11 protein-coding genes and 2 pseudogenes are annotated in these 12,547 nt (G+C 63.7%); 2 read left to right on the forward strand and 11 right to left on the reverse strand.

Going from position 1 to position 12,547, the window contains the following annotated elements; all coding sequences use genetic code 11:
• Nucleotides 1–489 (forward strand): annotated as a pseudogene (locus tag JYJ84_RS15955) (hypothetical protein); the annotation flags it as partial.
• A gap of 290 nt (nucleotides 490–779) precedes the next feature.
• The gene (locus JYJ84_RS15960; RefSeq protein ID WP_175221247.1) at nucleotides 780–2,147 is read left to right on the forward strand and encodes an amino acid permease; all 1,368 of its coding nucleotides are present in this window, start codon (nucleotides 780–782) and stop codon (nucleotides 2,145–2,147) included.
• A gap of 148 nt (nucleotides 2,148–2,295) precedes the next feature.
• On the opposite strand, the gene JYJ84_RS15965 is transcribed toward JYJ84_RS15960, so the two are convergent.
• The 11 genes and pseudogenes from JYJ84_RS15965 to JYJ84_RS16015 form a co-directional block, all read right to left on the reverse strand.
• On the reverse strand, nucleotides 2,296–2,457 hold the full coding sequence (locus JYJ84_RS15965) for a hypothetical protein (RefSeq protein ID WP_175221248.1): 162 nt from the start codon (nucleotides 2,455–2,457) through the stop codon (nucleotides 2,296–2,298).
• Between the two features lie 225 nt (nucleotides 2,458–2,682).
• Nucleotides 2,683–3,447: a hypothetical protein gene (locus tag JYJ84_RS15970; protein WP_236027300.1), complete on the reverse strand. Its 765-nt coding sequence runs from the start codon at nucleotides 3,445–3,447 to the stop codon at nucleotides 2,683–2,685.
• Nucleotides 3,448–3,466: 19 nt separating this feature from the next.
• A complete protein-coding gene (locus tag JYJ84_RS15975) occupies nucleotides 3,467–5,695 on the reverse strand; it encodes a hypothetical protein (RefSeq protein WP_006484129.1) in 2,229 nt (742 codons plus the stop codon).
• 7 nt (nucleotides 5,696–5,702) lie between these two features.
• On the reverse strand, nucleotides 5,703–6,680 hold the full coding sequence (locus tag JYJ84_RS15980; RefSeq protein WP_006484169.1) for a hypothetical protein: 978 nt from the start codon (nucleotides 6,678–6,680) through the stop codon (nucleotides 5,703–5,705).
• Nucleotides 6,680–7,279: a putative phage tail protein gene (locus JYJ84_RS15985; RefSeq protein ID WP_012492575.1), complete on the reverse strand. Its 600-nt coding sequence runs from the start codon at nucleotides 7,277–7,279 to the stop codon at nucleotides 6,680–6,682. The genes JYJ84_RS15980 and JYJ84_RS15985 overlap by 1 nt, the downstream gene beginning before the upstream one ends.
• Before the next feature lie 2 nt (nucleotides 7,280–7,281).
• Nucleotides 7,282–8,403 carry a baseplate J/gp47 family protein gene (locus JYJ84_RS15990; RefSeq protein WP_006484194.1) on the reverse strand — a complete coding sequence of 374 codons (1,122 nt, stop codon included), beginning with the start codon at nucleotides 8,401–8,403 and terminating at the stop codon, nucleotides 7,282–7,284.
• Complete coding sequence (locus tag JYJ84_RS15995) at nucleotides 8,400–8,981, reverse strand: phage GP46 family protein (RefSeq protein ID WP_006484137.1); 582 nt, start codon at nucleotides 8,979–8,981, stop codon at nucleotides 8,400–8,402. The genes JYJ84_RS15990 and JYJ84_RS15995 overlap by 4 nt, the downstream gene beginning before the upstream one ends.
• An 84-nt stretch (nucleotides 8,982–9,065) precedes the next feature.
• Nucleotides 9,066–9,587 carry a phage baseplate assembly protein gene (locus JYJ84_RS16000; protein WP_006484159.1) on the reverse strand — a complete coding sequence of 174 codons (522 nt, stop codon included), beginning with the start codon at nucleotides 9,585–9,587 and terminating at the stop codon, nucleotides 9,066–9,068.
• Nucleotides 9,587–10,744, reverse strand: a complete 1,158-nt coding sequence (locus tag JYJ84_RS16005) for a phage baseplate assembly protein (protein WP_175221249.1) — start codon at nucleotides 10,742–10,744, stop codon at nucleotides 9,587–9,589. The genes JYJ84_RS16000 and JYJ84_RS16005 overlap by 1 nt, the downstream gene beginning before the upstream one ends.
• Nucleotides 10,745–10,749: 5 nt before the next feature.
• Nucleotides 10,750–12,120 (reverse strand): DNA circularization protein, encoded by a 1,371-nt coding sequence (locus tag JYJ84_RS16010; protein ID WP_006484210.1) that lies wholly within the window; start codon nucleotides 12,118–12,120, stop codon nucleotides 10,750–10,752.
• A pseudogene (locus tag JYJ84_RS16015) lies at nucleotides 12,120–12,547 on the reverse strand (phage tail protein); the annotation flags it as partial. The gene JYJ84_RS16010 and the pseudogene JYJ84_RS16015, both read right to left, overlap by 1 nt.

Here is a 12,547-nt window from a genome sequence, read left to right on the forward strand (position 1 = left end):
GACGACGACTACCGCTACCGCCTCGCGCGCAAGGACGTGCACATCGCGTTCGCGAATCTCGGGCAGGCATTCCAGCGGATGATGATCGAGCCGAAGGCGCACCAGCGCTTCGTGCCCGAACTGAACGACCTGCTCGTGCAGACCCACGTGCTCGGCGCGCAGATCACGGCCGCCGCGCCGCTGATCCGCACGGCCTGTGCAGCCGACGGCAGTATCCTCCACGACGACGCGCTGCATCGCGGCCTCGCCGCGGTGCTCGACAATCTCGAGAAGGCCGAGGCCGGCGAGCCGCCGCCCGCGGATCAGCTCGACGCGTCGAAGCAGATCACGCGCGACCTCGATGCGATGGTCGTGTCCGCGGAGAAATCCGATGCGGTGGGTGCCGAGCTCACGCACGACCTGAAGGTGCTCGCGCACCAATGCAAGCAGATGCTGGCGTCTTCGCTGCTGATCCGCAAGGATGCGAGCGTGATCCGCCTGCCCGCCTGAGCGCGGCCTGACCCCGCCGGTGGCCGGCCCGCGCATGCCGCGGATCGGCCCCGGTGCTCCCCGATTCAGCGATCCCCGAAGCATGACCCGCCCGTTCCACGCGGCCTGCGCCCTCGCCGCGCGACCGCCCAGCCCCCTATTGCGCCCGTCGCGCCAGTCAGGGAATACCCGATTCCGGTCACCCGGTCCGGCTTGTTATCATTCGTTCACATTTAAGTTGTATAGACAACTTGAACCAATCGGATCGGCCCCGCTCGCCCGGTCCGTCGCATAACGATATCGGAGACTCGATGAAAAACTTGCAGCGCCATCTGAGCGCGCGGCACATCCGCTTTCTCGCGCTGGGTTCGGCGATCGGCACGGGCCTGTTCTACGGTTCGGCGTCCGCGATCCAGCTCGCGGGCCCGGCCGTGATCCTGGCGTACATCCTGGGCGGCGCGGCCGTCTACATGGTGATGCGCGCGCTCGGCGAGATGGCCGTGCGCGAACCCGTCGCCGGCTCGTTCGGCCATTACGCGACCGAGAACCTCGGCCAGTTCGCCGGATTCGTCACCGGCTGGACCTACACGCTCGAAATGGTGATCGTCGCGATCGCCGACATCACCGCGTTCGGCATCTACATGGGCTTCTGGTTTCCGGATGTCCCGCAATGGATCTGGGTGCTCGGCGTCGTCGCGATCATCTGCGGGCTGAACCTGTGCCACGTGAAGGTGTTCGGCGAGCTCGAGTTTTGGCTGTCGATCATCAAGGTCGGCGCGATCGTCGCGATGATCGGCGGCGGCGTCGCGATCCTGCTGACCGGCATGCACTTCGGCCACTCGGCCGACGTGCCGACGTTCGCGAACCTGTGGAACCACGGCGGCTTCCTGCCGAACGGCATTGGCGGGCTGATCGCGTCGCTGTCGGTCGTGATCTTCGCGTACGGCGGGATCGAGGTGATCGGGATGAGCGCCGGCGAGGCGAAAGATCCGGAGCGCGTGATTCCGCGCGCGATCAACGCGGTGCCCGCGCGCATCCTGCTGTTCTACGTGCTGACGATGGTCGTGCTGATGTCGATCAGCCCGTGGACGGGCGTCGGCGGCGACGGCAGCCCGTTCGTGCAGATCTTCTCGGCACTCGGCGTGAAGTCGGCTGCAACGATCCTCAACCTCGTCGTGATCAGCGCGGCGATCTCCGCGATCAACAGCGACATCTTCGGCGCGGGCCGGATGATGTTCGGGATGGCGCGGCAAGGCCAGGCGCCGCGCGTGCTGATGACGACGTCGCGGCACGGCGTGCCGTGGGTCACGGTGCTCGTGATGGCGGTCGCGCTGCTCGTCGGCGTGCTGCTCAACTACCTGATGCCGAAGGACGTGTTCCTGATGGTCGCGGCGATCGCAACGTTCGCCACCGTGTGGGTGTGGCTGATGATCCTGCTGTCGCAGGTGGCGATGCGTCGCCGGCTGTCGAACGCCGAAGTCGCGGCGCTGAAGTTCAAGGTGCCGTTGTGGCCGGTCGCACCGGCCCTGACGATCGCGTTCATGGGCTTCGTGATCGTGATGCTCGGCTGGTTCGAGGACACGCGCATCGCGCTGTATGTCGGCGCGGCCTGGCTCGCGCTGCTCGCGGCCGTGTTCTACGCACGGATCCGCCCGAAGTTCGCCCCTGCGTCACGTTGACGCACGGCTGACTTGCGTACGCGGCGCGCCGGTTCCGGCGCCCGCTTCTTCCCCGGCTCCGCGCGGCATCCGCCGCAGCAACAACCGGGGATTCATCCCCTTCACATCCCCACCACGTGCGCGGCCCGCCGGGCCGCGCATCGGCACGTCAGTGCGACGCCGCGCTCGCGGCCTCGGCCGGATGGGCCTCGTCGTACGCTTGCTTCTGCGAAATCGCGTTGTACAGGATCGTCCCGATCACGAGCAGCACGGCCACGACGATCAGGATGCTCACGTTGCGGACAGGGTTCTTCTTGCGCTGATCGTTCATGGTCGGGGCGACTCCGTCAAATTCATCGAAGCGGGCATTCTACGCGCTTGCGCGCCCGCTGCGAAGTAGCGCGCCGTTTAATTTGACCCGCGCCGACGTTTAATTTGACCCAGCAATTTCCGGGGAAAAATCCCGGAAAGACAACCGGCCGGGGGGGGAAACCTCCAACCGGCCTGCAACACCGCTTTGAAGCACCCTCAAAACCAGTTTGAGGGGCCCCAAAACTCAGATCACGATCCCTCGCCGCGAGCAGTACCCTTTCCAGAACTGGTACAGGGTCGTCAGCTCATGATCGGTAATGCAGCGGGACATCCCGATCGCAGAGACAAACTCAGACTTGCCTTCCCACTCGCCGGCAGCGTAGCCCGCTCCAATGCGAAAGGTTCCGCCGAGATCGAGGGCGCGGGGTTCCGGACCCGATGTGAATGAATGGCCGGTCGTGAGGTTGTTCACACGATGCACCTTGGCCGACGAGTCGAACCGCCCACAGAGGAACTGGTAGACACCAAGTCCCTGATCGTTTTCGAGGCTCACGCCCGCGAAAATTGACGCGTTCCCGTCCGTCACTGCTCGCTCGAAAACGACGGTCTTCAGCCCATCGTTGTCAGGCCCCGGTTCGGGCACGGTATACAAGCTCGCACCGATCGTCGTGCCGGAATGGGCAAGGGACACCGATCGATAGTTCGAGATGAGCACGTGGCCTACCATTTCCAGCGGCCGAGCGATCGCGATAAACGTCAGGTCGATCGAGTCGGCCATCTCGGTCTGCAGAAATGCGCTGGAACCAGTCAGGACGATGCTGTCCTCGTTCACGGTCGGCGATCCGACTGGAGCGAGTGCCGGCTTGTTGGCCGCGAAATTTCGGCTGCTCGCCGTCAGATCGCCCCCGAATACGCCGACGAACTCAAGGCCAGCGTCCGAAATTGGAAAAATCATCCCTTTAGCGTTGGCTCGGTAGGATGCTTGGTCGTCACGAAGAAGAATGCCCATTTGTACCTCGATCAGTTCGTTAGTAGGTTGTATCAGGCGTGATGCTGAATGCGACACACCAGTTGCTCAGCGGGTATGGCTTGCCGACAAGCGCCTGCACGTTGGCTTCGGGATAGAAGCCACGTCCGGCCTCGTACTCGTAGTTGTCAGGGGCAATCGTCGCATCGGAGTCGCACAAGCATCCGTTGCCCCAGTGATAAGTCTTGTCGGCGTAGCGAACCTTGACCTGCCCGACGAAATCGCGGGTGCATACGAGTTCCACGATAGTGTCGAGTACGATGCGCGCCTCCGAAATCGGCACGCGACCGTTGTCGTCGAGCACGGTGAAGCCTTTGTCTGCATAGTCCTGTGCCGCCGACACCACGTACGGGAGGGAAAATCGCAGAGGTGGCTCCGGAACGTGGAAATCGATCGAGACGACGCGGCCAGTTACGATCGCACGACGCGGAGATAGCGGCCGCCAGTCTTGCCGCATCTCGACGATCCGATGCATGACCTTTCCGAGCTGGAGCCCGAACCAGCGCGATCCGTTTGAGTCCAGATGGCCGTTCTTATCGGTGAATGGATACACGGGCGTAGCGAGATAGCACCCTGGATTCTCCAGACTGAACTCCCATTGGGCCATACCGATGGCAAGGTCATTTTCGTCGCGGGTATAGCCAGCGCCAGTCTGATACGTAATGAACGTAGGCTGCACATTCTGAGCAGCGATCCCGGCCACGCAATCGGCTTGGAAATCTCTTCGGAGTTGCGCCAGCTTTGCTTTGTAGCCCTCTTTCGTCGTGTCCCCGCCGATAGCCGGATCGTAGTTCCACTCGCCTTGAATCCAGACGAATGCGCCGATCCCGTAGGTCTTGCCAGCGGCCGTCGCATTGTCACGCGCCAGCTGGACGGCACCGACCAGGCGCCGCCACAGATCCGGTTCTGCGCCTTTCGAAAGCGCCTCGATGGTACGGCCGCCAACACCAGAAGACGTCGCGACGAAGTACCGGCTGGCATCGTCCAGCTTGCCGACACGCTGATTGTGCAAGCGCTTCGCAAAATTGACGGCACCCACGGCCGGCGACTCCCCACGGGCCATATTTCCACGCGGCAGCGCTGCGACCTGGGCATCCGACAACAATGCGCCGGTCGACTCATCTTGAACAACGGCAATGAGCGGCTGGAACGCTGGATTGCCCCCCACCGGGTCAAAAGCACCGGTATCCGTGACGGGCCGAACAGAGCCACCAACCATGACATTGCTTGCGTATCGACTCACGCGCGACAGCGCGGGCCATGTCTCGTACGACGCCTCGAGACTCTGGCCGTAAAAGGCGATGTGGTTGTAATCCCATGCCCACGGGCAAACAATCGAATTGAGCGTGGACTTCACGGCCGCGCTCAACGCCAGATTTCGGCTGTTGCGTGCACCGTACACTTCGTTGTCTCGGTCGACACGTCCATGTCCGATCGCATTGCCAGCCGGGTCAAGCAATTCGACATAGAAGCCCTCCGAGTCGACTACCCGCACGCCGTCAGCCCGCCCGGTTTCTAGTGCACCAGGCAGTTTGCCGTCATCGCCAACAACGTCGATCCAGAAACCATCCGCGTCGACCATACGCAACGCAGCTTCGGTGCCGGACTCCATTCCAAAGGTGTCATTGGCCAGTACGCGCGGGCCAAGGCGCAGTCCCGGCGTCTCCAGCGTTCCGTCTTGCAACATCTGCACAAACACAAAGCCGTCGACGTCCGCGACCTGCAGCACGACTGTTTGACTCTCGGCTGTCGCCAGCCGATTCTGCAAATCCTCGATCGTGGCCTGTGACGGGTAGTCCGACATGACCCAACTACCGGTGCCGCTTTCGCCGACCTTGCGAAAATACGAGTTGTTCGCGGGATCGGCGTCGTTCGTAACCAAGGCGATAGTGTTGTCGGGATACGCCAGATTGGCGTCCATTTCGGCGCGCGTCGGAAAGCCGATCAGGCCCGCGACCTGCCCATCGGTCAGCGCCTCGATTGCAGCGGCTGTGGCCGGTGCATCGGCGAACAGCCGGCGAAGCGAGCGCAGGAAGCGCTGATAGGAGTCGGGATCGCCAGGGCTGAACTCCTTGCCGCTGATGCCGGCAGCTTTCAGCACCTCCATCAGCGACCAGATCAGCATGTTCAAATCGCGTCGGCTGATAACCGTCGCTGGGCTTTTCGCGTCCTGATGCAGTCGCTGGCCGTTCGCAGCGACGCCGTAGTCGGGACTGGTGGTGTAATCCATGCGTGCCTCAGATTTTGATGAGCGCTGCGACGGCGACGTTGCGCATCCGCGTTTCGTTGCCGCCGGTCGCGGAGATCGAGATGTCGTGACGGTGTGGTCCTACGCCCGGAATGAGGTGGTCGTGATCTCCGACCGCCGCAATGTCAGCCGAATCACCACCCCCAACGGCCTGCTCGTCTCCGCTGTTTGTGGTGTCGCTGCCTGTGATCGAACCTACGTAGGGCGCCCTCAACAGGCGCGTGAAAATGCCGTTATTGTGGTTGTGGCCGCCACCGGAGCCAGTTCGACGATCCGCAACCGCGCCCGCGTCACCGCTGTTTGCCGCGTGCCCGTGAGACTCGATGGCACCGCCTTGCCAAGAGCCAAGAGTGCGTGCCTGGTCGACGCCGCGGCCGTTGTCCCACAGACGTAGCCCTTCACCACGGACGTCCGGCAACCGGAACTGATTGGCGTCGATGTCGCAGAACGCGTAGACACCAGGTGACCAGTTGGCGGCCGCGACGATGAGCCCGTTCTCACCCGCCCAGTCGTACAGTCCGCGCAGATCGGTCTTCGACTTGGCCGAGCCGTCGGCCGCCACTGTTCCGCGCCGCGCGGCCGATCCGCTCAACACGAGCTGGCCACAATCGAGTGATCGGTAATAGTTCCGATCGGCAAGCCATTCCATCAGGCCGAATGCGGGCACATAGATCACCGGCTCGGCCCGCTGGGCCGGCACCGCCGCGTAATAGCGAACCGCGCCTGTCATGTCTTCGCGAAGCGGAAACAGCTGCTTCAGCGCATTCAGGAACACGCTGTAGGTTTCCTCCGACGCCGGGTCAAACGACTTACCTTCCAGCGCTGCGGCCTTGATGACCTGCATCAGGCTCCAGATCACCATGTTCATGTCCGTGTCCTCAACTGCAGTTGGGACGGGCTTGCGGTCGTCATGCATCCGATTGCCGTTGTCGGCAATCGAATAGCTGTTGCTCTTCGTGTAATCCATCAGTCGATGTCCGGGACAAGTTCGATTTCAAAGCGTGACGGGACGATCCGCTTGAGCAGGCAATACAGGTCGTCCACCTCCGGCTGGCAAGCGACCAGGCGATCGCCGACGCGGGCCTTGCCGACACGTGCCTTGCGGCACAGTCCAACCGGGTACACATACAAAATGCCGTTGCGGCCGAGCCGGTCGCCGACCCGGTTCTGGCCGACCCGGAACGGGTAATTCACCCAGATTTCGCACTCGTAGCCGGCCGCCGCGAGGTAGTTCGTCATCGCACCGATGCTGTCGGCCGAGCTGTCCGCGAACGTCAGGTCGAGGTCGCCGCGCAAGCGCGCCAGCATGGCCGTGCGTCGTTCCTCTTCGTCCAGCTCGCGCGCGACGCACGAATCCGGAAGGCCAAGCGCTTCCTCCCATTCCTCCAGGCGGGAACAGGTGCGATGCGGCATCCACTGTCGGATCGCACGGTCGACGAAATCGTGATGCTCGCGAAGCACCGCTGCCCACGCGCCAAGCCACGCCATGACGGCCGAGCGCCGATTGCGCGGAAACGCAAAGCCAGGGGGCAGTAGATGCGTCAGGGCTTGCCAGAAGCGATCCACGGTCACTCCTGGAAGGCGACGGAACGCAGCACGAGAATCTGGTTCGTGCCTGCGACAAGGAACCCGCCCGATGTCACAACCGGCGAAATGAACTTGTGATCGAACTCGCCAGGCGCAGCGGACACGGCTTCGGTCAGGTGGGAGTGAACGATTCGACCGGCCGGCGTAGCCTCGCGAAAGAACAGGTCTTTCAGCTCCAGCGTCACCGCTTGCCGCACGGCCAGCGTGTCGGGATCGATCTGCAGCACGACGTCGACGAAGACAGGTTCCGGAATGATCACGAACAGCTCGTCGGGCGGCCCGCGCCGCGAGTCGCGGATGTAGGCATAGACGGCATCACGCTGGGCAGCGGTCGGCAGGCCGTATTCGTTGTTGTCGGCCATGATGATGACGCCGGCCGAGCCGGGGCCACCAGGCGTGCGAACACCCCACGCGCGCGTGATGCCCGGAACGGACAATGCCCAGCGCTCGTAATCGGTCGGCGCGCTTCCGCGCGGCGGATTCGCCAGACGCTGGCTCAACCGATAAACCGCCTCGGGGTCCGTCTCCCGCTCTGTGCCGCCGCTCAGTCCGTTCGCACCGACCCTGAAGTCCGCGTCGATCCCGTCGACCGTCGCGATGAGCGACAGCGCAGCGCCGGCCGCGAGATTGCCGGCCGCGCCTGGCGTCGTACAAACCACGGTTGGGGCCAGCGTCTTGTCGGCCGCGACCACAGCGTCGACGAGCACCGTGAATTCGAGTCCGGTATCGCTTTGCAGCGCCGTGCCGGCCTTCAGGATTTGCCCGACGTCGCCCGAGCCAACCAGCGCGCCCTGTGACACGCTCGCTTCCTTACGCGGGATGCCGTACGCAGTCAGCCAGTCGTCGAGATACTCGTCGACGGCCTTGGTCGGGATCGCTTGCTTCGCAACGAAATCACGCAGATATCGATAGGCGCCATGCACGCCGACGCCCTGGACGAATGCCATCGCCTCGACGTTCGATCGCGCCAGCTCGATGTCGGCGGCGGTCAAGGTCGTGCCGGCCGACAACGCCGCGTCGACCAGCGCCTGCTGGAGCTGACGGCGGGCGTTGTCCTTCGCCTCCTGGATGGAGGGAATCGTGACTTGGATGGGCGTGCTCATGATGTTTTCCGCAGGGTTGTGCCCCAGAGCACGTCGTATACGGGGCGGGTCGAGTCGGATTGCCAGATACGCGGGCGCAACGCGAGGCGGTCGGCGTTCTCGCCCGACCAGCTCGCATCGACTTCGAGCCGGCTGGCGATTTCCGTGCGTAACATCCACTGCAGTGACTCGTATGCCGCGAATCGCGCACGTTCCAGGACGTCGACCGTGCTCTTCGTCACGTAGCAGAGCCACAGGTGCGATCCCCACTGGTCGGTAACGTCGCGCGGGGCGTCGGTGCTGGCGTTGACGAACTCGTCGCCGCACCAGCCGCGCCGGTCGGTCTGGTTGTGAGGCAGGATGGTGTCGGCGTCAGCACGCCGATCGGAGAACAGAGACAGGATGACCGCCGTGCAAAGCGAGTCGTCCATTTCCAGCGCGCGCACCTCCAGCGCCTCAACGAAGTGGGCGGGCGCAGCACAAGGATTGGTGAAGTCATGCCACGCGGCGCCGTTGACGCGGCCAGCTGCAATCACGCTCCAGTCAAACGGGATGCCGGTGTCTGCTGATGCTCGGGCGGTGGTCAGGATGTCGATCATGATGGCCTGCGTCTGTAGGCCCTCATGATCGGTTTAAAGCGGGTTTAAATCGTTGTGAAGCATTTCATAATCGACCGTTTTGCGTCAGCCAGCGACGCCTCCGGACAGATCGTTGCCGCGTTGCACGGCATCATGTTGGTGGTCGACGAACTCCTGGTTGCCGATCTTCATCGACTCGCCGATCTCGGCGCGGGTGCCGACCTGCAGCGCTTCGCTCGTCGACATCTTCGGCGTCGTGACGGCCACGCCGTTCTTGCCGTTCAGCGTGATGTTGTCAGCGGTGACGTCGAAATCGGTGCAGGTCACTGAAATCTTGCCGTTGTCGCTCAGCAAAATCTTGTGGCCATCCTTGTGCCATACGGCGACCTCGTACGCTTCGAGGCGCGGGCGGCTGTCAATACGATCCATGCGCAGCACGACAGTGTGGCCGCCGGCCTCGATCACGATCCCTTGGCCGTCGACCGGATTGCCGGCGAAACCGTAATCCTGGTGCCGCTCTGCATCGTCGCGCGCATTCGTATCGAACACGCGAACGCTCACGGTCTGCACCGGGCCTTCGCGGAGATTGCGAAACAGTGCCCGCCGCAGCAGATTCAACAGATCCATCAGTTTGCTCCAGTCACTTCGAGCACGGCACCATCCTTGCCGCGCTTGTTCTTTGCCTTGCCGTGCTTCAGCTTCGTTTTCAACGGCGCCGTGTCGTACGACTCGACCGGGCGCACGACCAGCTCGGTCACGTCACCTTCACGAACGTCGACGGTCGCCTTGGCCTCGCAGATCAGCCACTCGGTTCCGTCCAGGCCGGCGATGTCGTCATAGATCGGCACCCGCGTATTGACCTCCCACGGCAAGCCCTTCCACGTCCAGCCCTCGACAACGTATTTCAGACCGTAGGCCATGCCGCGCCGCACGCGCATCGTGTGATCGACCAACCGATGCATGTCGGCCGGCGCGTTGTTCCCGTCCGCATTGATGACCAGGGGCAAATACCGCTTCATTTCGGGGTCGCGCGCCTGCGCCTTCTGCTGGGTCGCGCGGCTGAATGCCTTGTGCACATCACCGATGCTGCCGCCAACCTCCAGCTCGATCAGGCTTTTCTTGTGGACGACATTGCTTTGCCCGTAGCAGAAGTAGTCCGAGAACCGATCGGCATCCGTGCCAACGCTCTCCATGCTGATGACGTTGACGCCGCGCACGATGGAGCCGTGGCTCTTCTTTAGCCCGGCCCGCGTGATGACGACACGCCCCTCGGCATCCGTCGTGACCAACACGCCACGGAGCCGCGCCGCGCGCGCCAGCACCGCGACCGCCTTCTCGCCGTGCTGAATCTTGAAATCCTGGATCGGCTCGCCGATGTCGGTTTCGACCTTCACCTCGATGCCGAACGGTTTGCAGATGTCGCGCGCGATGGTGTCGAGCCGAGCGTTGCGCCACTGGCCTCCCTGGTGGATCGCCGAGCACGACACCAGATCGCCGCTGTGGCTGCGCCCCTCGATCTTCATGCCGCAATCGTCGCGGCGATAGAAGGGCTCGGCCGCGAGCACGACGCCACTCAGCACGAGCGTGTCGTTGATACGCACGCGGATCGTGTCCTGGCGCTTGATGTCTGGCGGGTTGCCCGGAATGAGCGACACCGGGATAGAGAAGCGGCTCGCGAGCGTTTCGAGCGAGCGCTCGACGGAAGAGGTAAGCCAGCCCTGGTAATCGCGGCCGTTGACGGTCACGAAAATCTTGGCGTCGTCTTTGGTGAATTTCTCGGCCATAGGGGTCAGTCGTGCTTGATGACGCGCAGCGCGATACCAGGTGGCACGAGCAGCGGGTGACGGATAGACGGGTTCATCGCAAGGATTTCGTCGGCCCAGCTCACGGTGCCGAACATGCGATAGCTGATGTAGATCGCCGGTTGCCACGATTCCGGCGTGTACGTGGTCAAGCGCGCAAGGTCGCGCGACCGCGACTGCAGATCGGTCAGAACAGCGGTCTGCAGGGCGACCAGCGCGTCGTGCGTGGTGACATCGCCGACGCCACCGACCGGCTCGGCCGCGCTCGCGATCAGCAGTTCGTTGATCTGCTGGTTCAGGTCCGAGCGCAGCGCGACCGCCTGGTCATAGTTCTCCAGCTCGATCTGCGCGACGGCGCGCACGGCCATGATCGTCACCACGCCATTGAAGAAGCCTTCCAGCGTCTTCAGCGCCTGCGCGACCTGCGTGCGCGTGGCCGTCTCGTACGGGCTGGGATCGGGCGTGAATGCTTCGGCGAGCTTCGCCTGGTTGTTGTTCGGCACGAAGCCAGCTGATGCGTACGCTGCTGCAATCGACGGGGCGATGGCCTGCGGCGCGCTGCCGGCGTCGACCGTCAGGCTGCTCGTCGACGGCGCCTTCCAGAGATTCCGCGCGGCAGAGAACGCATCCCATGCCTGGTTGGACGTGAGCGTTTCCGGGATCGCGAGCAGATCGGCGATTCGACTGCCGAGCTGACCAGGAATCGCGGCCAGCTCGGTCAGCGGAAACGTCACGTACTGGCTCACCAGCGAGTTGTACGTGTCGAATGCCCGATTCACGTAGGAAATCCCGTCCCACAGCACATCGAGGCCCGAGCGCATCCGGTCGAGCACGTTGTCGTGCGCCCACCCGGCGAGGTCCGACAGACTGAAATTCGCGGCGAGCGAGTCGATGAGCGACTTCTCGGCCGTGTCCGCCGCGCTCGCCACCTGGTCCGACGTGCTGGTCGCGCCTGCCGGATATCGGCGTGCCTCGGCGCGAACGAACGTCAGGTCGAGGCGCGCGACGCCGCCCATGCTGGTCGGTGCCTCGCGAACCGTGTATTTGCCGTGCAGCCAGCAGCGCATGCTGCCGGCCGTGGGGTGGATCAGCACGCCATCGCCTTTCAGGACGGCCCGCAGCTTGTCGAGCTGGTCGAGGTAGTCGTCACCGATCACGTACGCGGAGAACTTGATTTCGTCAGCGCCCGCGCCCATCGAAAAGACGGTCGGCAAGTCCTGGAACGGGTATTCCCGCAGCACCGTGTTCTCGCCGGCCGACCATTCGATCGAATCAACCTGGAACGGCACGTCGCGCCACGACGCGGTGCGAAGCTGGCTGAGCCAGTCGGAACGGCCCTTGTCGTCGATGATCGCCATCAGTTCGTTCCTCCAGGATTCGTCGCGCCCGGATCGAGCCGCAGCGCGCTCGGTTGTTGCAGCACCTGCGTGCTGGTCAACACGCGATCGTCGTGAACCGAGATGTTGATGCCGAGCAGGCCGTTGCCGATTTCGACGCGCTGCGGCTCGGACTGCATGCGCTTCAGCATGTCCAGACCGGCAGTCGGCTGCATCAGCGGATTCGTCATGTACGCGGGCGTGGTTCGCAGAATGCTCAGACGGTCCTGCATGTCCTGCGGCACCTGCACCTGGCCACCCGACGCGCTGGACAGCAAGCCGGCCCGTTGCGACGGCAGCATGTTCATCCGCGACAGAGTGTCCCCGGCCCACGTGGCGCCCAAGTAGCCCACCGCGCCACCGATCGCACCGCCGAGCGGCACCGTAACGGGCGCGAACGGACCACCGA

It is taken from the genome of Burkholderia sp. LMG 13014 (genome assembly GCF_905232215.1).
Lineage (GTDB): Bacteria > Pseudomonadota > Gammaproteobacteria > Burkholderiales > Burkholderiaceae > Burkholderia.

Excerpts from the sequence above, each read along its gene's own strand:
- JYJ84_RS15960 (WP_175221247.1), top strand. The coding sequence starts at position 780 with ATGAAAAACTTGCAGCGCCATCTGAGCGCGCGGCACATCCGCTTTCTC.
- JYJ84_RS15965 (WP_175221248.1), bottom strand. The coding sequence starts at position 2,457 with ATGAACGATCAGCGCAAGAAGAACCCTGTCCGCAACGTGAGCATCCTG.
- JYJ84_RS15970 (WP_236027300.1), bottom strand. The coding sequence starts at position 3,447 with ATGGGCATTCTTCTTCGTGACGACCAAGCATCCTACCGAGCCAACGCT.
- JYJ84_RS15975 (WP_006484129.1), bottom strand. The coding sequence starts at position 5,695 with ATGGATTACACCACCAGTCCCGACTACGGCGTCGCTGCGAACGGCCAG.
- JYJ84_RS15980 (WP_006484169.1), bottom strand. The coding sequence starts at position 6,680 with ATGGATTACACGAAGAGCAACAGCTATTCGATTGCCGACAACGGCAAT.
- JYJ84_RS15990 (WP_006484194.1), bottom strand. The coding sequence starts at position 8,403 with ATGAGCACGCCCATCCAAGTCACGATTCCCTCCATCCAGGAGGCGAAG.
- JYJ84_RS15995 (WP_006484137.1), bottom strand. The coding sequence starts at position 8,981 with ATGATCGACATCCTGACCACCGCCCGAGCATCAGCAGACACCGGCATC.
- JYJ84_RS16000 (WP_006484159.1), bottom strand. The coding sequence starts at position 9,587 with ATGGATCTGTTGAATCTGCTGCGGCGGGCACTGTTTCGCAATCTCCGC.
- JYJ84_RS16005 (WP_175221249.1), bottom strand. The coding sequence starts at position 10,744 with ATGGCCGAGAAATTCACCAAAGACGACGCCAAGATTTTCGTGACCGTC.
- JYJ84_RS16010 (WP_006484210.1), bottom strand. The coding sequence starts at position 12,120 with ATGGCGATCATCGACGACAAGGGCCGTTCCGACTGGCTCAGCCAGCTT.